This is a genomic window from Ignavibacteria bacterium (genome assembly GCA_041649015.1).
In the GTDB taxonomy this organism is placed as follows: Bacteria; Bacteroidota; Ignavibacteria; order Tepidaquicellales; family Tepidaquicellaceae; genus CAIKZJ01.
Genome location: JBAZNU010000005.1, coordinates 167,650 through 191,137, shown reverse-complemented (window position 1 = coordinate 191,137; position 23,488 = coordinate 167,650). Strand labels below are relative to the sequence as shown.

Annotated in this window: 16 protein-coding genes; 13 read left to right on the top strand and 3 right to left on the bottom strand. The window is 36.3% G+C overall.

Going from position 1 to position 23,488, the window contains the following annotated elements; translation table 11 throughout:
• Positions 1–4: 4 nt before the first annotated feature.
• The gene (locus WC644_10005) at positions 5–427 is read right to left on the bottom strand and encodes a hypothetical protein (GenBank protein MFA5012269.1); all 423 of its coding nucleotides are present in this window, start codon (positions 425–427) and stop codon (positions 5–7) included.
• A 34-nt stretch (positions 428–461) separates the two neighbouring features.
• Between WC644_10005 and WC644_10000 the strand changes: the two genes are divergently transcribed.
• The 7 genes from WC644_10000 (at position 462) to WC644_09970 (ending at position 6,451) form a co-directional block, all read left to right on the top strand.
• Positions 462–1,121, top strand: coding sequence for a DUF4145 domain-containing protein (locus WC644_10000; GenBank protein MFA5012268.1), 660 nt, complete (start codon positions 462–464; stop codon positions 1,119–1,121).
• 107 nt (positions 1,122–1,228) lie between these two features.
• Positions 1,229–2,299 (top strand): adenine-specific methyltransferase EcoRI family protein, encoded by a 1,071-nt coding sequence (locus tag WC644_09995; GenBank protein MFA5012267.1) that lies wholly within the window; start codon positions 1,229–1,231, stop codon positions 2,297–2,299.
• Positions 2,296–3,465, top strand: coding sequence for a DUF262 domain-containing protein (locus WC644_09990; GenBank protein MFA5012266.1), 1,170 nt, complete (start codon positions 2,296–2,298; stop codon positions 3,463–3,465). The genes WC644_09995 and WC644_09990 overlap by 4 nt, the downstream gene beginning before the upstream one ends.
• Positions 3,466–3,636: 171 nt before the next feature.
• Positions 3,637–3,864, top strand: a complete 228-nt coding sequence (locus WC644_09985) for a hypothetical protein (GenBank protein ID MFA5012265.1) — start codon at positions 3,637–3,639, stop codon at positions 3,862–3,864.
• A gap of 3 nt (positions 3,865–3,867) precedes the next feature.
• A complete protein-coding gene (locus WC644_09980; protein ID MFA5012264.1) occupies positions 3,868–4,695 on the top strand; it encodes a hypothetical protein in 828 nt (275 codons plus the stop codon).
• A 30-nt stretch (positions 4,696–4,725) separates the two neighbouring features.
• Complete coding sequence (locus tag WC644_09975; protein MFA5012263.1) at positions 4,726–5,385, top strand: hypothetical protein; 660 nt, start codon at positions 4,726–4,728, stop codon at positions 5,383–5,385.
• A 493-nt stretch (positions 5,386–5,878) separates the two neighbouring features.
• Positions 5,879–6,451, top strand: coding sequence for a dihydrofolate reductase family protein (locus WC644_09970; protein ID MFA5012262.1), 573 nt, complete (start codon positions 5,879–5,881; stop codon positions 6,449–6,451).
• A gap of 170 nt (positions 6,452–6,621) precedes the next feature.
• On the opposite strand, the gene WC644_09965 is transcribed toward WC644_09970, so the two are convergent.
• Together WC644_09965 and WC644_09960 are read right to left on the bottom strand one after the other, a co-directional pair.
• Complete coding sequence (locus WC644_09965) at positions 6,622–9,792, bottom strand: T9SS type A sorting domain-containing protein (GenBank protein ID MFA5012261.1); 3,171 nt, start codon at positions 9,790–9,792, stop codon at positions 6,622–6,624.
• A gap of 279 nt (positions 9,793–10,071) precedes the next feature.
• A complete protein-coding gene (locus tag WC644_09960) occupies positions 10,072–12,984 on the bottom strand; it encodes a T9SS type A sorting domain-containing protein (protein MFA5012260.1) in 2,913 nt (970 codons plus the stop codon).
• Between the two features lie 324 nt (positions 12,985–13,308).
• On the opposite strand from WC644_09960, the gene WC644_09955 reads away from it, so the two are divergent.
• From WC644_09955 to WC644_09930, 6 genes are all read left to right on the top strand, one after another.
• Positions 13,309–14,349, top strand: coding sequence for a T9SS type A sorting domain-containing protein (locus tag WC644_09955; GenBank protein ID MFA5012259.1), 1,041 nt, complete (start codon positions 13,309–13,311; stop codon positions 14,347–14,349).
• Between the two features lie 73 nt (positions 14,350–14,422).
• Complete coding sequence (gene hutH / locus WC644_09950; GenBank protein MFA5012258.1) at positions 14,423–15,952, top strand: histidine ammonia-lyase; 1,530 nt, start codon at positions 14,423–14,425, stop codon at positions 15,950–15,952.
• A gap of 4 nt (positions 15,953–15,956) precedes the next feature.
• Positions 15,957–16,868 carry a YihY/virulence factor BrkB family protein gene (locus WC644_09945; protein ID MFA5012257.1) on the top strand — a complete coding sequence of 304 codons (912 nt, stop codon included), beginning with the start codon at positions 15,957–15,959 and terminating at the stop codon, positions 16,866–16,868.
• The gene (locus tag WC644_09940; protein ID MFA5012256.1) at positions 16,837–18,084 is read left to right on the top strand and encodes a PP2C family protein-serine/threonine phosphatase; all 1,248 of its coding nucleotides are present in this window, start codon (positions 16,837–16,839) and stop codon (positions 18,082–18,084) included. The genes WC644_09945 and WC644_09940 overlap by 32 nt, the downstream gene beginning before the upstream one ends.
• 3 nt (positions 18,085–18,087) lie before the next feature.
• Positions 18,088–19,233: a hypothetical protein gene (locus WC644_09935; GenBank protein MFA5012255.1), complete on the top strand. Its 1,146-nt coding sequence runs from the start codon at positions 18,088–18,090 to the stop codon at positions 19,231–19,233.
• Positions 19,234–19,384: 151 nt separating this feature from the next.
• Positions 19,385–23,164, top strand: a complete 3,780-nt coding sequence (locus WC644_09930) for a T9SS type A sorting domain-containing protein (protein ID MFA5012254.1) — start codon at positions 19,385–19,387, stop codon at positions 23,162–23,164.
• Positions 23,165–23,488 lie beyond the last annotated feature (324 nt).

The following is a 23,488-nucleotide window of genomic DNA, read 5'->3' as shown; positions in this document are numbered from 1 at the left end:
TCTCTTACAAAACAAAATAGTAATTTGATAAACCGGAATGCCTTATCGAACAACCCGAATGCGATATTGATGAACCCGAATGCGATATTGATGAACCGGAACGCAATATCCGAGAACCGGAACGCAATAACCGAGAACCGGAATACGATTCTGATGTACCGGAATGCGATATCCGAGACCCGGAATGTAATATCCGAGAAACGGAATTCGATTCTGATGTACCGGAATGCTTTTCCGAGGTACCGGAATGCCTTTCTGAGGTACCGGAACGCCTTTCTGAGGTACCCGACCCGAGAATTTGCTCAAAAATGCAGTTTTTGGGGAAGAGTGAGTTTTCGTCATTTTGGGCATTTTGCCATAAAACCCGGACTTTGTGGAAAAAAGGACACAGAAAATGGGTTTTTCTAAACCATAAATAATCGTACATTTGCTAAGAAAAGTAATATTTTAAATACACTATTATGAGTAAACACATTGCACCTGCACTAAGTCAACGTTCTTTTCATTGCCCATTTTGTGGAGTATTAGCAGAGCAAACTTGGTCTTCATCAATTAAATGCAATTATTCAACAACTTTACCAAATGGACAACCAAGTACATTTGAATATTATTTAAATAATACTTCAACAGCAAAGTGCAGACATTGCAGTCAAGTATCGTTTTGGATAAACAATAAAATGGTCTATCCGTTGACTGGGAATGTTGAAATTGCAAACCCCGATTTACCAGATGATATCAAAAAAGATTATAATGAAGCTAAAGACATAGTCAATATTTCGCCTCGAGGAGCAGCAGCGTTGTTACGTCTTGCAGTTCAAAAATTATGCATACATCTTGGAGAAAAGGGGAATAATATTAATGAGGATATTGAGAGTTTAGTAAAAAAAGGACTTCCAAAGACAATGCAGGAGGCTCTTGATAGTGTTAGAGTTATTGGTAATAATGCTGTTCATCCAGGAAGAATTGATTTGAATGATAAAATTGAAATCGCATTTGCATTATTCGGATTTGTTAATATTATTTGTGAAGTTCTTATAAGCCAACCAAAGAAAATAAACGAATACTATGAGAAGAATCTACCTGAAAGTGTTAAGAAAAATATTGAAGATAGAGATAAGTAAAAATTTACATCAACAAATAAGTAGTCCTTTCAAAAAACTAAATGTACCTTTATTTTGAGGACTCATCAAATAATAATATTATATTTGAAAAATAAACATGAAGAAATATGGCTAACAGGAGCTTAGGCAAAGCTAAAAAAGCTAAGAATGACGAGTTTTATACTCAACTTGTTGATATCGAGAAGGAATTGAAAAATTATTCTAATCAGTTAAAAGGAAAGACTATCTTTTGTAATTGTGATGATCCTTTTGAAAGCAACTTTTTCAAATATTTTGCTATGTCTTTTAATCAACTTAAACTAAAGAAATTGATAGCAACTTGCTATTCCCCGAGTCCGGTTGCTGGTACCCAACTTTCACTTTATGACGTTAAGCCTTCTCTAAAGAAAGGGATGAATAAAAATAGTAAACATGCTTACAAAATCGAGATTACTGAAGTTAAAGATTTTAATGAAGATGGAAGTGTAGATCTTTCTGATGTTGAGTATTTAATAAAACATAATGGAAATTCTTTAAAACTTTTGAAAGAAAACGGAGATTTTAAAAGTAAAGAGTGTAAAGAGTTATTGGAAGAATCTGACATTGTTGTTACAAATCCTCCTTTTTCTCTATTTCTTGAATATGTAGCCCAACTAATTGAGTTTGATAAAAAATTCATTATAATGGGTAACATGAATTCATTACATAAAAAGGAAATTTTTAAATTAATTAAGGAAAATAAAATCTGGACTGGTTACGGATTTAATCTAACATGTGATTTTATTATGCCAGATCATTACAAGAAATGGGATAGAATTGAAAATGGTAAAAAAATAGGTAAAGTTCCTGCTATAACTTGGTTTACAAATCTTCATGTTAAAAAACACCACGAAAAAATGATTTTATGGAAAAAATATTCGGAAGAAGAATATATTAAATACGATAATCTTGATGCAATTGAAGTGAGTAAGGTTACTGAAATACCAGAAGACTATTATGGAATGTTAGGCGTGCCAGATACTTTTTTAGATATATTTAATCCCCAACAATTTGAGTTGATTGGTATTCCCACAGGTAATTCGGGAAAAGTTATAGGTGTAACAAAAAATTATCGTGGTAGAACAGATATTTCTCTTACTAGAAATGGGAAGACTAGTTGCCCTTATTCTCGAATAATAATAAAACGAATTAAATCATGAAGATTTATTTAAAGCCGATCACAATTAGGGAAATTGTGGAAAACTATAAGGATAGCGCAGAAGAAGGTGTTGTAGGTTATAATGGCAAATTGAATATAAGACCTGCTTATCAGCGAGAGTTTATTTATAAACCAGATCAACGCAATGAAGTTATAAGAACAATTATGAGGGGTTATCCTAATACAGCATTTCCACTAAACGTAATGTATTGGGCTAAGACAAATAATAATCAATACGAACTCATAGATGGGCAGCAAAGAACTATAAGTTTTTGTCAATTCTTTAATATGGAATTTTCAATAATCTTAGATGGTATGCCTAAGAAATTTGATAACCTTTCACCTGAAAAGAAAGAATACTTCTTAAATTATGAATTGCAGATTTATGTTTGTGAAGGAACACCAGAACAAAGATTAGAGTGGTTTTCAATTATAAACATAGCTGGAGAACCATTAACTTCACAGGAATTATTGAATGCTAATTATACTGGCACTTGGCTAAGTAGTGCAAAGCGTTATTTTATGAAAAGCAATTCCGCCGCATATGGTTTAGCAAATAAATATATAGATATTGAGGCAAATCAAAGTAGAGGCAAGGGTTTAGAAACAGCTATAAAATGGATATCAAGTAATAATGTAAAACAATATATGGCAGACCATCAAAATGATGAAAATGCTGATGTTCTTTGGTTGCATTTTAAAAAAGTAATTGAATGGATTCAAAAAAATTTTATAGATTACCATCGTGAAATGAAAGGGTTGGATTGGGGGCAATTATATGATAAGTATTTCGATATAACTTATAATCCAAGAATTATTTCTAAACAAGTGCAAGAACTCATAACAGATCCCTATATAACGAATTCAAAAGGCATATTTGAATATATACTCGGTAGTTCAGTTGATACAAAGTTACTTGAAGTTCGAATATTTGATGATGCTACCAAAAAATTTGTTTATACTAAGCAAACAGAAAAAGCTGTAAGGAAAAACACTTCCAATTGCCCGTTATGTGCGATTGGGCATGTTTCAAATAAACATAGAATATGGAATTTAAATGAGATGGATGCAGACCACGTTGCAGCTTGGAGTAAGGGAGGTAAAACAATCAAGAAAAACTGCCAGATGTTATGCAAAACACACAATCAAGCAAAGGGAAACAAATAGGAAATGGCAAAAGAGGATTTACTCTAATATTATTAAAGAAAGTTCTCGGAAACATTATCACCGTCAAATACCTTAGCATTATAATATTAAAATATATTTGTTAGTTTTGTATAAGCGAAAAGAAATAATAGCAGATAAATTTCAAATTTATAGAAATAGAAAGGAATAATCATGAGTTTCATCAAAGTTGATTGCGGAACAGTTCAATTGGAAAACTTACTTACTGTTAGTTTTGAAAATATTCAAATTTTAGGATGGTGTGTTAAATTAAATTATAAGAATCAAAAGGACCCGATTAGAATCAAATGTAAAAGCGAGGAGCAAGCAAGAAAGTGTTGTGATGAAATATCTAATAAACTTACGGATTCAGATAGTTCAATAATTTCATTTACAAGATAATATATGGTAGAAGAAAACAATATTGTTGATTCAGATAATAAATTAGAATATATCAAATCTGAAATCGAGAAAACTCAAACTTCAAATCAACGAAGAGCAATTGTAAAGTTTGTTCTTGCAGCATTAGGTAGCATTCCATGGGTTGGAGGTTTTGTTGCAGCAGCTGCAAGTATGAAAACAGAACAAGGCGATATTAGAAGAGAACAATTGCAAAACCAGTGGTTAGAAGAGCATACTAAAAAAATGGGTAAGCTTGCTTTAAATATTGGAGATATTACAGAACGATTTGAAACTATTGGTGAAAAAATAGATGAAAGAATAGAAAGCGAAGAATATTTGGATATTGTGAGAAAAGCATTTAGAACTTGGGATGAAGCTGATACTGACGAAAAGAGAAAGTATATAACTAATTTGATAGAAAATGCTGCTGGTACAAGATTATGTTCTGATGATGTCATAAGATTATTTATTGATTGGTTGAAGATTTATCATGAAGCACATTTTAAAGTTATAAGAGAAATTTATTCTACACCAGGTGTAACTCGTTATGATATTTGGATGTCAATTTATGGTGAAATTGTTAGAGAGGATTCTCCTGAAGCTGATTTATATAAATTGTTGATAAGAGATTTAAGTACTGGAGGTGTAATTAGGCAATTTAGAGAAACTACGGATGATGGAAGATTTTTAAAGAAGAAACCTCCTATTCATAAAGCAAAAACAACAATACTGGAATCAGCATTTGAGAATAGCAAACCTTATATTTTAACCGAGTTAGGGAAACAATTTGTTCATTACACAATGAATGAATTAGTTCCTAGAATTGGTTAAGACAAGTTAGAAGCAAACATAATAACAACTATGAAACTATTGCCATCACAAAAAGACATTTTATTTGACCTTATCGTACAAGTTGGTCTTTCTCCTTCTCAATTTGAATTTGGAGAAATTGCGAGCAAAAAATCATCGGGAAAAAAAGCGACAAAATTAAAGTTCGTAAACTCAGAATATTATTTCCTATTTGAAACAGGAATAAAGTCAACGAAAAGTCATTTAGCCGTGTTTTGCCCTGGTGAAACTGCACACACCGTAAGCGAATATCCTGGAAGTTGGGATTTACAGTTAAATTATGTTAGACAGTGGTTGAGAAATCTTGTAAAAGAAATAAATTCTCCAAATAAATGGGATAGATTAAAAAAGGAAATTGAGGGCATAAAAATTAAGTTTGACAACGATGAAGACAAATTTTCTGTTCACGAATATGAAGATTTACAGAAAAGAGTTGTAGCATTAAAACAAGGTTTGACGACCATTGGTCTATTAGATGGTCAAGTCAATATTATAAATGAAAAACTTGATCATCTAACTGAGCTAGCAAAGGAGATGAATAAATTCGACTGGAAAAGCTTATTTATAGGAACAATAATTAGCATCGTTATTCAACTAGGCGTGACGCAAAACAACGCTAGATTATTATGGGACTTAATAAAGCAAGTATTTAACAACTATTTGCTACCCTGAAATTAATAAACCTCCAATTTCATAACATCAAGAAAATGCAATTGTTTGACATATGCGATGTAAATGCAACATGCGCTTACTTGCATGTCGTTTTAAAACAAATATGATAGGACAATCTCCTTATTTCAAAAGTATCATCTTTTTAGTGATGGTGAAATTATTTCCTGTCTGAAGTCTCTAGAACAATACGCTTGACGGAATGTTCCCATGTTCGGAAACATTGAAAATATATTCGTATGTGCCAACATTCTGGAATTGATTTATAAGAGCTGCGACTTCCCTGCCCACTCTTCTGAAGATTCTCTCCCATAAAACCGGAGAGATTTCTCATGAGTTTTACTATATAAATGATCTCGCCCGTACAACACCTTCAAGTTTCTCTAATATAAAAGTACATGGAATATTTTATTTATCTTTCATTTATTATATTGGTCAGGAATTGTGACACAGAAACGAATAAACAAACTTTATAAATATTTAAACAAATAACGAAATGAGAAAATTAATATTCTTTATGCACACTTCACTTGACGGTTTTGTGTCAGGTCTTAAAGGAGAAATGAACTGGATACATATAGACGATGAGATTTTTGACTTTGTTGCTACGATGACCGACAAAGCTGACTCGGCGCTATATGGACGTGTAACTTATGAAATAATGCAGAGCTATTGGCCCAGTGCCGGCGAGCAGCCAAACGCATCAAAACACGACAAAGAACATTCGGCTTGGTACAACAAAGTTTCAAAGGTTGTTTTATCCAAGACACTCAGCGAAAAAGGGCTTGAAAATACAAAGGTTATTAAAGACCAGCTTGCAGACAACATAAATAAAATAAAATTGCAGGACGGTAAAAATGTTATAATTTTTGGAAGTCCGTCTGCTTCTCTTTCATTATTAAGTCAAGGTCTGATTGACGAGTTTTGGTTATTTGTTAATCCGGTGATTCTTGGAAAAGGCATTCCTCTATTTAAAGGTGTGAAAGAAGCAGCTAAACTGAAACTTATAGAATCGAAAACATTTTCTTACGGAGTAATTGCTCTTCACTACGAAACAAATCGCAATTAATGTGACACTTGCGGCAACTTTGTGCCTCTCGTGTTTTGGCGTTATAAAATACATTAACCCAAATAAAAAAGGCGGACTTTCGTCCGCCTTAATTTTAACTTCTTGCTTTGCTATCAACTAACAACTGTTCCGCCTCGGCGGACGCAAAAAACGCGCAACTATCAACTAATTTATTTGATAAGCATCATTTTCCTTATATCGCTGAATCCATTCGATTCCATTCGGTAGAAATAAACACCACTCGAGAATTGCGAACCGTTAAAGTCAACCGTGTGATATCCGGCCGCTTTCACTTCATTCACTAGCGTTCTTACTTCCCTTCCAAGAACGTCGTATATTTTAATCGTTACTAATCCCTGTTTCGGTAATGCAAAGTTAATCTTAGTTACAGGATTAAACGGATTCGGATAGTTCTGGCTTAATGAATATACAAGAGGTATTTCATTTCCGATTTGCTCGAAACCGGTTATATTGTTATTGACGTAGTCAATTCCTGCTCGTATAAAACGCTCTGCAGGTGAACCCGCAGGGCTTGTAGCTGTAGGTCTGAGTGACTCAATGTCAACACCGAAGGTTGCTACATTCCAGTTTGTATTGTAAAGACCTATTCCGCTCAAAGTGTCAACGCTTGTCATTCTAGGTCTGAATTTATACAACACATGCTGCTGTGTCCCTGCAATCGTGAACACTTTTAAAGCGTCAGGCCATGAACCGACAGTACTGTCAGCGATACCCGGGTTAACGAACGTACCTATGAGACCAATTGCTCCTGTTCCCGGCCTATCAGCCGTCCAGTTCCATCCGAGATAATTGTTCACAAAATCAAGGTCGTAATAACTGGAAGCTGACCTTCCGTAATTATAACCAATATCCTCGGAGAAAATTATTAGTTTTGACTTTGTTTGCAATGTTGTTCCACCTGAATTCAGATATGCTTTTACAGAATCCTTTAGTCTTGTGTTAATTGAACTTGTTCCTTCGCCAAGTAATATAACAGTTTTATATCCACGTAAGGACATTGCGAGTACTGCAGTCTGGCTTCCTCTGTTGAATAAATCGAAGGTAATGTTTAACCTGCTTAATATACTTGCTGTTGAATCTTTAGAAGTTCTGCAAGCGGCTGATGTTGAGTCATAAAGCACCATCACATCACCTTTACTCTGGCGTTTTAGTTTAAGGTTAAATGTTTGTGTTGATTTCACGGAATCTGTTGCATTGTAAGCCCAGACTGCCCATTGACCTGATATTGAATCTCCGGGATTTACTCCGAGTCCTCCAAGTATAAAATCCAATCCCGAGTTAACAATTGATACTGTAGAATCAAATCCGCTCGGGAGTGTAAGAAGCGGAGTAGAAATTGTCGGTGCCCCGAACTTCCATTTATATGTAGTACCTTCGCCCGACCTTGTCCAATTTATGTTAATATTTGAATTATTGAACACAGATGTTACAATTGTTGAATTATTTGCAGGGATATTTAAACTGAACGGCGTAAGAACCGGAGTGCCCCTTGCAAGTGTAATTGTCCTTGGACCATTCGAAGATTTTAAAGAATCATTCGCAGGTGCATTATTTCTGAACGCCCAAACATCCCATGAACCGCTTATAGAACCTCCCTGACTGACACCTATTCCTGCTAATATATTATCCAGCTCTCCGAGAGTCATCGTTAACGAATTGCTGCCTGATGGAAGCGTTAAAAGCCTTGTCGGTAGTGCTGTTCCGAATATCCATTTATAACTTGCACCGGTTCTTGAAGTATCCCACGTAATTGTTACGGGTGTAGATGAACCCGGAAATGATGTAACTGTTGTACCCGCCGTTGGAGTTTGTATATTGAACGGTGCTAATGGTCCCGGGTCGAGCATGAATGAAGCTGTCCATGCATTATAAAAACCGGTTGAAGTTGATGCCTTATCGTCCATCCAGAATCCGAACACTTTATTGGCACCGATTGCAATTCCGATATAGTCGCCCATATATCCACCGCTCATACCTGTCGCCGGTTTGGGTTTGAAATGATGGTCAGTAATTTCGAAATCCGCAAATGTTGCTCCGCCGTCTGTTGACCTTGAAATCATAACGGTTGCTGAGTCAGCATTCGGGAAGTTCCTGTTGTCATAATAAATAATGTTTACACCACCGGCATCATCAACTCTTACTGCCGGGAAAAACTGTCTCTTGCCGTTGTTTAAAACATCCTGATTAACTCTAACTCCGGGCATCCAAGAAGCACCCTGATTTGAGGAACGGTATAACACAACGTCTTCATCCGAACCCGCAGGTGCATGGCTTATTTCCATCATTACGATGTAAATCCATCCGTTTCTCGCACCGCCGGATTTATCTACATCAATTCTTGGAAAGTCGTTTACTCTTAATCCCCATCCGCCGAATGTTCCGTTATTTCTGGCGCCGTTTACGTTAATGGCACTATCACTTGATGTAAAGTTTACACCGCCGTTTGTTGACTTTGCAAAGCCGAGATAATCAGCTCTATACGGTGAAGAATTCATGTTAGATACCCATGTTACGTAAACTTCACCATTAGGTCCTGCTGCCACATCGTGACCCTGAACGAAATGTCCGGAAAGTCCATTACTCAAAGTAACGTACGGCTCCCATGTTACACCGCCGTTCGTAGTTCTCGAAAACCTCGAAGCAGGAGGCGTACCTAAATTACACCACACTGTATATGATTGACCGTAATATGGACTTGTCGGTGAGTCGTCAGTATTGCTTAAATTCTTATCAACATTTGAACTCGTTTCCAGCATAAATGTTGATGAAAAATTCGCACCGTAGTTTGTTGAGTAATTGGCTCCCATACCTGTTAGACTACCAAAGTTTGTTGCACTTACAAGATGAGAAAATACAAATCTCATATTCTTGTCAACTACCGGTCCCGGGTCTCCGCGCTGGTCATTTGGATTACCTGAATTTATTACCTGATAACCTCCCCAGCTAACACCATTATCCGTTGAAACAAAACAGCCGGAATTTATTGAGCTGCTCGCCACATTATTCGATGACCCGAATAAAACACTTCTGTTTGCTTTATTCGAGGCAAGATACAGCTCTGTTTGCGCAACTGTTGTCGACGGTAATACCCTTACACTCGGAGTAACAACCATCATACCGTGAGTTGTTTCTACTTGTCTTGGAGCAGTTGTGAATTTCACAAATCTGTCCGGGTGACTCGGTAGTGGTACGTAATTTCCCAAAGGATTAACATGCGTAAACGCCTGACTCCATCTGGGACTCTCATTATCAATCTTTTGCCCCGTAAGAACAAAGAACCCAATAACGAGAATTGCTAAAACTGAAATAGTTTTTTTCATGTTATGTAATTTAATGATTTATAAAGATTTTTTAAATAATTCATTTTTGTATTCAATAATACGAAATTATCCTTTTCCTAATTCATAATCAATATATATTTAATAATTGTTCGCATTTTTTAAAAAACAATAATTTTGGGAAAATATTGTAATCCCTGATATTTAATGATTTCTCTTTTAAATCGTGAAAGGTGTATAGAAATGATTATTCTCGCAGGTTAGCTATATTAAAAAAGGCGGTAATCATTACCGCCTTTTATTATAACGAAAAGTATATCCTTATTTAATTAACATCATTTTCTTAATATTACTATAACCACTTGATTCCAGTTTGTAGAAGTAAACACCGCTCGAATATTCTGAAGCATTAAAATCTACAGTATAATTGCCTGCTGCTTTTATTTCATTAACGAGCGTTCTTACTTCCCGACCGAGAACGTCGTATATCTTCAACGTTACAAAACCCTGCTTTGGTATTGCAAAGTTTATCTTTGTAGAAGGATTAAACGGATTCGGGTAGTTCTGACTTAATGAATATGTTTGGGGCAATGTCGTACCGACAGGATTTACTGATGTTGCTGTATTAATTACGAGACAGATATTAGGTCTCGTGGATGCTGTGGACGTTGCTGTTAAGTTGCAGCCTGCACTATTATCAACATGATTGTGTACAACCGTTCCCGTCTGTGAAGTTCCTGCAACAGTGCTGTTTGATGACCAAGTATCATTATCAAAACACACTTCAATCAGTAAATTTCCAGTACCATTCCAATAGAACGGATTCTCAAGATTGATATACTGTAATCCGGTTCCCGGAGGTGTATAGGAAGCTGAATCCAATACCTGAGTCCATCCGGTTGTTGTCCATGATGAAATGGTAGTGCCGGATATTGTCTGCATCTTAATAGAAAAACCACTCATTGCCGGAGAACCAACTGTCAAAAACGTGAAGCCAAGTTTACTTATGAATCCGGCTCCACCACCGCCTGCCATTAATTCTGCTGCTTTAAAAAGCATTTGTGTTCTTGAATCTTCATAAAGCGTATAGAATGGATAACTTGTTGATGTTGTTCCAGTCCCGACACAAGATGTTGCTTGAGCAATAATTTTAAATGTCCTTAATGTTGTAGAATCTGTATTATGTGCAATTGAATTATCGCGTGCAAATACTCGGTATGATATCGAATCTCCTGGTTGCACATCCCCATTCACTGAATTAAATTCTGCAGAATAAGACGATCCGCCTGTATTAGTAAGCTTAAACTGCTTTATTCCGTTCGATGGATTATTTTTGTACCACTTTACCCATGCAGAGTCAACACCGATGTTATCAGTCACAGTTGCCGTTACGGTTGCAGGCCATTGTACTTTTGGTACATCTACCAAAGAATTATGTACAATTACCGGTCTTGAAGTATCAGTTGCTGCTATAAATGAAATTGTATTACCCGGGGCACCTGCTGGATAAGTTGCTGTTCTCATTAAACCGTCTGTTGCTGTAATATAATACCTGTAAAGTCCCGCTCCCGAAATCGGTAAATTAGCAGTCCAGTTGTCTCCGCTCGAGTTCGTCATTGTGACGTTCGAAGTAAGGGTCGGATTATCTTTCGAATAATAAAGTTTTACCGTAGATGGAGTTATAGGACTTCCCGCCGGTGTTATTATACAATTGATTTCTCTTGTTCCGGAAAGTTGTTCGGTGTTACCGAGATTTGTATGTGCTATCGATGGTCCGATATCAACTATTGCCGCCCAGGACTGATATCTGCCTACTCTGTTATCTGCCCAATTCGGGATTATCCTGTTATTACCTGATGTAATTCCAATGTAATCACCCTGATAACCTGTTGCTAATCCGGACATAGGTGCTGGTCTGAATTTCGCATCATTAACTTTTACTTCTGTCCAAGTCGTCCCACCATCTACAGAGCGGTTTACGTATGTATCTACTGAGTCATTGTTGTTTGAATTCCTGCAATCGTGATATACTACGTTTATTCCACCGCCTGCATCTACGTTAATTGCAGCATGATATTGAAGTTTACCATTTGCCGCATCCTGATTTACTCTTATTGGCGCACTCCAGGTCGTTCCCTGATCTGAAGACCTCCATAAGAATACGTCTGCTGCATCACCACCCACAAAGTTCTTTTCTGGTGCTACTACATATATCCAGCCGTTTCTCGGTCCGCCGCTTCTGTCAATATCAAGTCTTGGAAAACCTGCTACTCTGACTCCCCATGGCCCGAAAGATCCTGATCTGATTCCATTCATATTAGCTGCATTGTTCCTTGCTGTCCAGGTTACTCCGCCGTCTGTCGACTTTCCAAATCCAAGCGAATCTTCTGTTGAGTTCTGACCGTTCGTAGTACAGTTTGCCCATACTGCATATACATTACCCTCAGGACCTGCTGTTACATCACAACCCTGATGATGATGTCCTGATGCCGTCGGTGGACTTATAACTTGAACATTTGACCAGCTTACACCACTGTTTGTTGTTTTTGTAAATAATATTCTGTTTGTGTAAGTCACTCCGAACTCTGTATATACTGTATATGAATGCCCATAATAAGGGCTTGAAGATGCATAGTTTGTTCCCGAAAGATTTTTATCCGCGTTTGTTGTAGCGCCAGGGAATGTTATTGCCGGAGCCCAAGTCAGACCATAATTTGTCGAGTAACTTGCACCCATCGAATATGATTGAGTTATAAAAGAAATCAAATAAACGCCATCTTTATCAATCATTGGTGCCGGATCACCGCTATTTCTTACTGTTGTATCACCTCCGTACCAATTTAAACCACCGTTAGTTGAAATATATCCTCCTGTACTGAAATAGGAACCGCCCCAAAATATGTTTGCGGACCCAAACATAAGGTTTGGATTGTTCAAACTTGATGTTATTATTGTTTCAGATTGTGTACCCGGTGCATTTGTTGGATGTAATCTGAAGTTTGGACTTACTGCAAAGACACCTTGAGGAGTTCTTATGTATTGTGTTACTGTATTTGGATTTACGTAGTTATCTGTGTTTGGATAAGTTGGTAAATTGTCATACTGACCGACAGGTATAAACCTTGTCGATGCCGGATGGGGATTCCATCGCGGATCATTATTGTCGAATTTCTGACCGGTTAAAACAATAAAACCAATCGTAAAAATCGCCAAAATGGAGAGAGTTTTTTTCATTTTACTCGATTTTAATTTGTAAAAAACTAATATATTAATTATTCAATCTATTATTATTGGATGTGCAAAAATAAAGATTGTTCACAAATTATCCTTTTGACACTATAAAATCAATTGTAAATTGCATTTTATAAAATAAATTGAATAACTATTGATTGTTTGATTTATGTATTATTTTCGGTGCGGCAATTAGTGGGTGCCTAATTTTTTATCGATATTGAAGATAAAATTTTTGTTAAATTCATTCTTTTATCATAGTTTTTGTACTATTATATTTATAAATTCTTTATCAAATAAATCATTTTTAAATTATAATTAATAATCATGAAAACTAAATTATTTACAATTATTTTCGCATTAATATTCGCATCAGGATTAAATGGTCAGATTCTATTGGATGAGAATTTCAGCTACGCTGCTGGAGATAGCTTGCAGGCAAATGGTTGGACGGTGCACAGTGGTTCTACGGGTCCTATTCTTGTTGTTTCGCCTTCTTTAACTTATACCGGTTATCCTCTTTCAAACATCGGTAATGCAGCAAAAATTGACTCAGGTGGTTATGAAGACGTAAACAGAAATTTTTCTGAAGAAACCTCAGGAAATATTTATGTCTCATTCTTACTTAACGTTACGACAGCAAGAACGACAGGAGATTATTTCCTTCATATCGGACAGACTACATTAGGATCAACTTTCCGTATGAAAGTTTTTATTAAAGGAAATGATGCTTCAAGTTTCTTCCTCGGTATCAGCAAGGGTAACAATGTTGCTACTGCAACATTTTCCACTTCTACATTTAATTACAACACGACTTATCTTGTCGTCGGTAAGTATTCATTTCTAAGTGGTACGACTTCGGATGACCTTGTCAGTTTGTTTGCTTTCACAGCACCTAACCTCCCGGTTACAGAACCGGCAACACCATTGTTAGGTCCTTTAACAGATGCAACAACTGACCTGACAAATGCTGGTACAATTGCGTTAAGGCAGGGTTCTTCTGGACTGCGTCCATCGTTTATCATTGACGGTATCAGAATAGCTAAATTATGGTCTAATATAGTAACAGGCGTTATTCCTGTCAGTACTGTCGCAGAAAGCTTCAATCTTTCTCAGAACTATCCAAATCCGTTCAACCCTTCAACAACTATCAATTTCAGCATTCCAAAAACTGGATTTGTTACATTGAAAGTTTATGACATAAACGGCAGAGAAGTTAAAAACCTAATCAGCGAAAATATGAATGCCGGTAAGTATGAAGTTAATGCTAACTTCAGCGAACTAAACAGCGGTGTTTATTTTTACAAACTGAACCTTTCAGGAGATGTAAGTTTCTCCGACACGAAGAAATTTATGCTTGTAAAATAATTTTATAAATTCTTATTAATCCGGATTTATTTGTTTTGTAAATCCGGATTTTTTATTTCAATAGATTACACCGATGAATAAATTCATACTAAATGGCAATAATCTAAATGTTCTTGATTCAGTTAAACTAATTAAAGGTAATTATTCTCTTTCTGTTTCAAAATCTGCTGAATGGAATGTCCGTAATTCAAGAAAGCTTGTTGAACACTGGATTGCTAAAGAGGAAGTTATCTACGGTATCAATACCGGTTTTGGTGAATTCAAAGACGTAATTATTTCTAAGAATCAGACTGAAGAACTCCAGCGGAACCTTATCCTGTCACACTCTACTGGTGTTGGCTCGCCTGTTGAAGATGATGTTGTGCGTCTGATGATTCTGTTCAGGATAAACTCTCTTATTCAGGGACATTCTGGAGTCAGGTTTGAATTAATAGAGTTTCTTCTGAAATTCTTTAATGCACGACTTATTCCTGTTATTCCACAACAGGGTTCTGTTGGCTGTTCGGGTGATCTGGCACCGCTTGCTCATCTTGCCTCTGCTTTTCTTGGCGAAGGTTTAACGAAGTATAAAGGTAAAATACTGAAAAGCAAGGATGCGCTCAAAAAAGCTGGTCTTAAACCTTTTGTTCTTTCTTCAAAAGAAGGGCTTGCTCTTATCAACGGTACGCAAATGATGTCTGCATATCTTTGCGTTTCGCTTTATGAATCGTTAAAACTTTCTAAACTCGCTGATATCGCTGGAGCAGTTTCAGTAGAAGCCACTAAAAGTACTGATACCGCCTACGACCATCGTATCCAAAAAATCCGTCCGCATAAAGGACAGATTGCTTCTGCTGAAAATTTAAGGAAACTTCTTAAAAACAGCGGTATTATAAAATCACACGAAGATTGTCCGAGAGTTCAGGACGCATATTCTATTAGATGTATTCCGCAAGTGCATGGTGCTGCTAAAGATGCAATTAATTATTGTGTTAATGTTCTTAATACTGAAATAAATTCCGTTACTGACAATCCTTTAATCTTTGCTAATGACAAAGAACATCTTGAAGGAGGTAATTTTCACGGTGAACCGCTTGCTCTCGCTGCCGATTTTCTCAAAATTGCTGTCTCGGAACTCGGTAGTATTTCAGAAAGAAGAACAGCACGGCTCGTTGACGGAAGCCTCAGCGGTCTTCCAAGATTTCTAATCAAAGAAGGTGGCTTGAATTCTGGATTCATGATTGCCCAATATACCGCAGCCGCTCTCGTGAGCGAAAATAAAGTCTTATCTCATCCTGCATCCGTAGATTCAATCCCTACAAGTGCAAATCAGGAAGACCATAATTCTATGGGTTCTATTGCTGCGAGAAAATGCTATGAAGTCATTTGCAATGTCAAAAACATTTTAGCTATTGAAATTCTCTGCGGTACGCAATCACTGGAATTTCTTAAACCGCTTATTCCCGGTGCTGGTGTCAAAAAGGCTTTTGAATTGTTCAGAAAAAAGATTATGTTTGTTAAAAAAGACTTATACATGAAAGATTTGATTGAAAGTGCAAATAAAATATTATATTATTCCGATTTTATCGAGCAGATTGAAAAAGTTACTGGTAAACTAAAATGACATATTGGAGAAACGTTTAAATAATTTATTTTTCTACTTAAAAAGGCTCTACCAGAAGTATGATACTGACCAGATTTGGTTCTTATCCTCTGGTGTTTCTTTTAGTATCCTTTGGGTTATTATTCCTACACTGCTGATATTTCTTGGTATTCTCGGATTTTATTTCGATCAGGTCAATGCTGTTCAGAAAATTAATGAATATATCAACCAGACTCTGCCTGTAAATTTTGAGATGAAGGATAAAGTAATAGAAACAATCTCAGGCAAAGCTTTCGAGCTTTCTCAAAATGCTCTGATAACAACTCTGATAGGTCTGTTAGGAGTATTCTGGGCGATGAGCAGTATGTTCAGCTACATGCGAGATGCCCTCAACAGAATTTTCGATGTTAAAGAATCTATAACTTTTTTAAAAGGAAAACTTCGTGATTTCGTTCTGCTTCTTATTATTATTGTGTTGTTTTCTTTCACAACTATTGTTACTTCTGTTCAGCAAATTGAAAACGAGTTTATCAATTTTATTTTTACTTCTGTTTCATCCGTAATTAGCTCAAGTATTTTTCTTCTTTTCCTTCTTCCTTTCTTTATTTCTTATGTAATGTTTTTCTTTCTTTATAGATTTGTTCCTCATTATAAGATTCCGACTCGATCCCTGCTTTTTGGTACTTTAATCTCTGCTTCCCTTTATGAACTCCTGAAATATGGATTTGCTTATTATATTCTCCATCTCTCTAATTATACCGCAGTTTATGGTGCATACGCTGCTATTGTAGTTTTTATGCTGTGGATTTATCTTTTATCTCTGATTTTCTGCACCGGTGCAGCGTTGTCAAAAATACACATGGAGCTGTATAAGCTCGAACTAAAATTTAACAATAAAGAAAAATATGGAACAGAGGAAATTATCCCGAACGATTGAAAAATTCATAACTGAGGCTCCAAATTTCAAGAAAACTGAAGACCTGCTAAAATACGTTCTGCATCAGATTATCGGTGACGAGAACATTGGTATCAGCGGCGGGAGAATCTGGAAACTAAACAATAATAAAAAAGCGTATACGCTCCTCGACCAACTTGGTGACGTTAAAAAAATTGATAAAGGTTTCGTCCTTGGACTAGACGAACTACATATTCTCCACGAGATTTCTAGAAAAAGAACTGTAACAACAATGGAAACGAATGTTTATCTTAAAAGAAGAGGCATTGCAAACTATTCTGCAACAGGCATTGGCGAAAAATATAAAATTCTTTACAAAAATAAACCTTTAATTCTGTATCAGTTCATCCTCGCATTTAATGGAAACATTATAAACGATGAATTTCTTTACACACTGAACATAATAAGCGTTACAATTAATTCTATTATTCGTACTAAAAGAATTGAATCAAAAGCTAAGGATAATATCACAGAACTCGCCAAAGCTAGCGAGATTCAAAGAAGCATTCTTCCCGAACATGGTTATGAATTCGGTAATTATGAAATGTACGGTGTTTCTATTCCCGATAAAATTGTAGGCGGCGACTTTTTTGATTACATAAACATAGCGGATGATAATAAACTCTGTATTGCAATTGGTGATGCCGCATCTAAAGGTATATCTGCGGCTGCTCAGGCTTTGTATATTTCTGGCGCCCTGAAAATGGGAGTTAGCTATGACGTAGGTTTTACAACACTTCTGAAACGTATCGGAAACCTCGTCAATGAAACATTCCCGAACGAAAGATTTGTTACTCTCTTCCTTTGCGAACTTTACAAAGATAAAAAAGGTCTGTGCGTCTATGTTAATGCGGGTCACAATGCACCCTTTGTCCTGAAGTCCGGTTCAAAGGATATAATTAGTCTTTCTTCAACCGGTTCCGTCCTCGGTCCTTCACCTAATCAGGATTATTATCTTGATAGTCTTTACCTTGAAAAAGGAGATAATTTAATCCTTTACACAGACGGTATTGTCGAAGCAACTAATGATAAGTTTGAATTCTACGGTGAAGACAGATTGAAGAATTTAATTATTCAGAACAAAAATGCCGGACCTGAAATAATGTGTAAAAGAATCATTGAAAGCGTCCAGAAATATTCTGCTAACGGAAAATATTCTGACGATAGAACACTCGTTATTATAAAAAGAGTTAAATAAAAAATGAAACTATGTAGGTTCTATATACTGCTAATCATTTTTATATTATCCATAGGTAGTGCTATTTCTCAGTCTAAAGATGATAAACGCTTTACAATTCTCAGAAATATATACTCCTGCAGCTTCGATTCTGCTGAAGCAAATATTAATGACTATATTTCTGAATACCCGAACGAACCTCAGGGACATTTTCTTTACGTCCTTTCCGACTGGTGGAAGATTAACATTGATAGAAAAAATGCTTCTCTCGACGATGCCCTCAACGAAAAAGTCAATAAGTGTATCGATTTCTGCGATGCTATTCTCGACAAGAATCCAAAAGATGTTGATGCTCTCATCTATAAAGGCGCCGCACTTGGTTATAGAGGTCTTTCAAAAAGCCTCCGCGAAAACTGGCTCTCCGCTGCGGACGACGGCAGGCAAGCTCTGAATCTTCTCGATGAAGCACTCGCTATTGCTCCGAAAAACAACGAAGCTCTTCTCGGTGTGGGTATCTATAATTATTTCGCCGAGTATATTCCGGATAGATATACTTTTCTTAAACCGCTAATGCTTATTTTTCCAAAAGGTGATAAATTAAAAGGTATCGAACAAATTAAAGAAGCTGAAACATCTAAACTTGCATGCTACGAAGCAAAATACATAATGGCATTTTTCAATATGCAATATGAAAGAAATTTTATCGAATCTGAAAAATACAGCAAAGAACTTTTTGATTTGTTTCCCTCTAACCCTGTATTCGAAAAAATGCTTTTCAACTGCTATTCCGGCTCGGGCAGATATTTAGAAGCCCTCGACGGCTGGCTAAAAGTTAGAAACAAAAATCTTGCTAAAGAAAACGGCTTTCAGTATGAATCTGTTCTTCGCGAAGCTGATTATTACATTACCCTTAGCCTCCTTAAACTCGGTAGAATTGATGAACTTGAACAGTACATCAATGAATGCGAATCACTCTCCGAAAAAATTGATTCAGAAGATACTTCTTTCAAAATCTATATTTACCTAATGCAAGGTATGAAAAACGATATAATCGGAAATCGAAGCAAAGCTATTGATTACTATAAAAAAGTCCTCGACTCCCGTGAATTCGGAAATAGCCACTCAGAAGCAAACCGCTTCATCAGCACTCCCTACCAAAAACCTTTCTGATTTATTAATAGAATTAAAATTAAATGCCTAAGAAGGAAATAAAAATGCTTAATTAATATTTGAATTAAAATTTATTGAATTCAATTCCTCTGAACTATAATAATATTATATCTGTTTCCAGACTATAATTTATTAATTAAATATTAAAATTATGAAAAGAATTTTATTCACTTCATTCATTCTAAGTTTGATGCTGATTGCTGTCACAGCAAACGCTCAGTATCTTTCCGAAACATTTGAATCATCTTGGACTGGAAATCCTGAAGCACCTTCAGGTTGGACACAGTCTCGTGTTGTACTTATTGGTAACGGTATTCCGGACGGCATTAGTACTACATCAGGTGAAAAAGACTGGCAGAGAAACGAAAATACCGGTACTGCCACATGGTCATTGACTCCATCTACTCCCGGTACTGTTCCTAATGCAGCAGTTTCGGGTACAGGTGTCGCCTGGATGCAAACAAGGGATTTTGGAGGTTCATCACAAAACTGGGGTTCAAGAAGGTTGGAATCCCCAACAGTAAATCTTACATCGTCAACCAGCCCTTATGTTAGATTATGGATGTATTCGGCAGACGGGAGTTCAACGATTAATTTTAAAATAATGGCGTCAAGCGACGGAGGCTCTAACTGGAAAGTACTTCAGCAGATTCCGTCTAACTTTGGACAAACAGCAGTAAATTCAGCTACTCCGTGGGAAAGAATTACTGTTGCAATTCCTTCCGATCTCAGGACTGCTAACATGAAAATTGGTCTGGAAATTAGTTCTGTATGGGGAACTAACAATCTCTTTATTGATGATGTTATAATCGAGGAATATACACCAACAACTATAACTTCTATTGCAACTGGAAATTGGAATTCTACATCAACCTGGTCGGGCGGTGTAATACCGACTTCTGATAACAATGTGGTTATAGATGCAGCACACACTGTTACTTCGAACGTAAATATTGCCAGAATGCAAAACCTTACAGTTAATGGTACTATGAATTACAGTTCCTCCACATTAACACTATTGAATCAGATATTTGGTAATTTAACTGTAAATTCAGGCGGTACGTATAATTCCTTTTTCAGCACTACAGGCAAACGTACGTACCTAACCGGAAACTTAAATAATGCAGGTACTATTAATTTTGGTATATCAGCAGTATCTACTTCAGAAGCTGCATTAGTCTGGCTTGGATTCGGAAATGCTACATTTACCAACACAGGTACAATTTCTTTCTCAAAGATAAATACTATTTGGCATGCTAAGGACGGCCAGATTACTTATAATTCTCCTGTTACTATTACTACAAGAGCAGTATTTGCGCTTGGTACCGTTAATCCAAACTCAAATTTAACGTTAGGAAATTCATCTGCTGCTACTACGATGACAATTGAACGTTTAAGAGGGTCATTAACATCTGCTCCCGCCTTCGGTTCAGGAGTTACGAGAAATCATTTGTACAATGACGGTACAGGTGTAACTAATCTACTAACAAATAATGTTGGACCATGCAACAGAATGAATACGGTTCCCGGTGTTGAAGTTGAAGATTTATCAGGTACAAATACTGTTACAGGGACTCTTACAATTAATACTCATGGTAATGTTGAACTTGCCTATCCTTTAAACGTTGGTACGGCAACTACTGGTAGTATGACTTTAACAAGAGGTATTTTTATTACTACTCCTGTTAATATATTAAGATTATCATCTTTTTTTACACCTCCGTCAGGTGTGGATGCTAGTAAGGTAACACCACCGACAACTCATGGCAGCTATATCTCGGGTCCTGTAAGAATTGATTTTCCAACTACTACTTCTACCAGAAACTTCCCTCTCGGAAGCGGTACAAATTATAACGATTCTGTTCCTACTTCAAATATAAGAAAACTTGTTTCTTTAGCTACAACAACTGCTTGGACATCCGGAACTTCAATTACGGGTTCCATAACAGGAAAACCATCCGGCTCTTTTGTAGCGGGTGATTCTTCCACAACAGTTACAGGCACCAGAAGTTATTACTTTGATTTGAACGGCGGATCTGATATTCCGACTACTGCTACTATTGCTATGATATTTGACAATTATGATTACGGAAACGGCGCAGGCAGTGATAGCCTTCTCGGCTCGCAGAACAATATTCGTATTATTCAATCTTCAGCATTGACGGGGACATGGTCTTCCAGAACAAATGCAAGCGGTTCCGGCTCGATTGTTGCTAACACAAACTACACAAGGACATCTCCGACTGTTGCTCCCGGACCCATTGGTCCTCTTGCAACAAACGGAGGTTATTTTGCTTGGGGAACTTCAGCTCTTTCAAACGATGCTGGAATTTCATTAATTTCACCCTCAGGTACATCTTTCTATGCAAACGGAACCACAAATATTCCAATGACAGGTAAAATTGTTAACAATGGAATTTCTGTAACAACGACTTCTATATCAGTAACAAGAAAAATAATTGGAACAGCTTATTCTGATACAAAAACAGTTCCGGCAGGATTAGCCCCAAGTGCAACTTCTGATATAAACTTCGCTGATTTTACTGGATTCACAATCGGTGCAACTTATACTATTAAGGATTCTCTTTATTTTGTTGGCGATGCTATTTCCTCAAACGATACACTTTCAGCAACCTTTACTCCTCAATTTGCTAAAACAACATTGGTCATATATGGTACTGATACAAGAAGCAGGGATTCATTAACTGCTCATATTAACGTAATCGGCTTACCGATAAGTGAATTCGATTTCTTAGCATCACTGCCAACCATTAGTTTACGCAACTGGAGAAGTGTTATTTATCTTATTCCGTCTGGCGGAACATGGACAAGTGTAATTAGAGATTCTTTAAAGTCATTTCTTGATAATGCAAATGACCCCGTTGATAAAAAAACTTTGTTAATATTTGGAAATGACATCGGTTATAACAACGACCCCAGAAGAAATGTTTCCGCAGCTTCTGCTGATACAACCTTCTACAGACAGTATTTAAGAGCTCAATATTGGTCTGATGATTGGGTAGATAATTTTCCTCTAACAGATAGTACTGTTAAAGGAACAGGATCTTTTGCTTCTCTTACAAATCAAAGAGTAAACGACCCTTATCCCGATTGTATTACGCCCGCATATTGGAACCAGGGAGCGGGTACACTGACCAGTGCTTTTATTCCGATAACAGAATCAGGTGACGGTGATTCATGCGTGGCTGTATCATACGTCGGTACATATTACAACGTATTTTACGGTTCTAATACATATTCTAGTTATAAAGCAACCGACGACTTGGATGCTCCGACTGGTATGCTATTTCAGACTATAAATACATGGGTTAATAATACATCAGGTGTTTTACCGGTTTCTCTTTCATCTTTCACGTCATCGGTTAACAAAAACTCTGTAGAATTGAAATGGAAAACCTCAAGTGAAATTAATAACTTGGGTTTTGACATTGAAAGAAAATCGATGAACGATGCTGCTTGGAAAAAAGTTGCCAATATAAAAGGGGCTGGTAATTCAAACACTGAAAAAAGTTATTCATATAATGATGCGAATTTACAAACAGGTAAATACAGTTACAGGATAAAGCAAATTGATTTTAATGGAAATTACAAGTATTATGACCTGCAAGGTGAAGTATTTGTCGGTGTTCCTTTAAAATACGACCTCAGTCAAAACTATCCGAACCCGTTTAATCCTGTTACGAAGATTAACTTCGAACTGCCGAATGACAGTAAAGTTTCGTTGGTTATTTACGATGTAACCGGAAGGGAAATAATGCGACTTGTGAATAATGAAGTTAGACAAGCTGGATATCATACTGTTGTTATCAACGGTAGTACTCTATCAAGCGGTATTTATTTTTACAGAATGAACGCAGAAGGCAACGGAAAGAATTTTAACATGACTAAAAAAATGGCACTCGTGAAATAAGGACATATGTCCTATCATATTATTTATAGATAGGTATTAGTATAAACATTTGGGGAGATTTAAAATACGAGTTATAATATTCGTTTAAATACTCCCCTTTTTTTGTCGCAAAGAATTATATTACTTCTATAAAACAGCAATATTTTATCTTAATTTCAGATCTAAAGTTGAATTCCCTGCCTTAAATTTCTAATAATAGAAAATTACTTCATTTAAAAAATTTAATTTAATTTACTTCATTATAGATTTTTCTACAAACACACAATTAAAATAATAATGCCATTACCTTTAGTCCTGCCTTAAAGTCTGTCTTTACACCTGCCT

Coding starts and splice junctions, on each gene's coding strand:
- WC644_09995 (MFA5012267.1), top strand. CDS start 1,229: ATGGCTAACAGGAGCTTAGGCAAAGCTAAAAAAGCTAAGAATGACGAG.
- WC644_09985 (MFA5012265.1), top strand. CDS start 3,637: ATGAGTTTCATCAAAGTTGATTGCGGAACAGTTCAATTGGAAAACTTA.
- WC644_09955 (MFA5012259.1), top strand. CDS start 13,309: ATGAAAACTAAATTATTTACAATTATTTTCGCATTAATATTCGCATCA.
- WC644_09990 (MFA5012266.1), top strand. CDS start 2,296: ATGAAGATTTATTTAAAGCCGATCACAATTAGGGAAATTGTGGAAAAC.
- WC644_10000 (MFA5012268.1), top strand. CDS start 462: ATGAGTAAACACATTGCACCTGCACTAAGTCAACGTTCTTTTCATTGC.
- WC644_09975 (MFA5012263.1), top strand. CDS start 4,726: ATGAAACTATTGCCATCACAAAAAGACATTTTATTTGACCTTATCGTA.
- WC644_09930 (MFA5012254.1), top strand. CDS start 19,385: ATGAAAAGAATTTTATTCACTTCATTCATTCTAAGTTTGATGCTGATT.
- WC644_09940 (MFA5012256.1), top strand. CDS start 16,837: ATGGAACAGAGGAAATTATCCCGAACGATTGAAAAATTCATAACTGAG.
- WC644_09960 (MFA5012260.1), bottom strand. CDS start 12,984: ATGAAAAAAACTCTCTCCATTTTGGCGATTTTTACGATTGGTTTTATT.
- WC644_09935 (MFA5012255.1), top strand. CDS start 18,088: ATGAAACTATGTAGGTTCTATATACTGCTAATCATTTTTATATTATCC.
- hutH (MFA5012258.1), top strand. CDS start 14,423: ATGAATAAATTCATACTAAATGGCAATAATCTAAATGTTCTTGATTCA.
- WC644_09965 (MFA5012261.1), bottom strand. CDS start 9,792: ATGAAAAAAACTATTTCAGTTTTAGCAATTCTCGTTATTGGGTTCTTT.
- WC644_10005 (MFA5012269.1), bottom strand. CDS start 427: ATGTACGATTATTTATGGTTTAGAAAAACCCATTTTCTGTGTCCTTTT.
- WC644_09980 (MFA5012264.1), top strand. CDS start 3,868: ATGGTAGAAGAAAACAATATTGTTGATTCAGATAATAAATTAGAATAT.
- WC644_09970 (MFA5012262.1), top strand. CDS start 5,879: ATGAGAAAATTAATATTCTTTATGCACACTTCACTTGACGGTTTTGTG.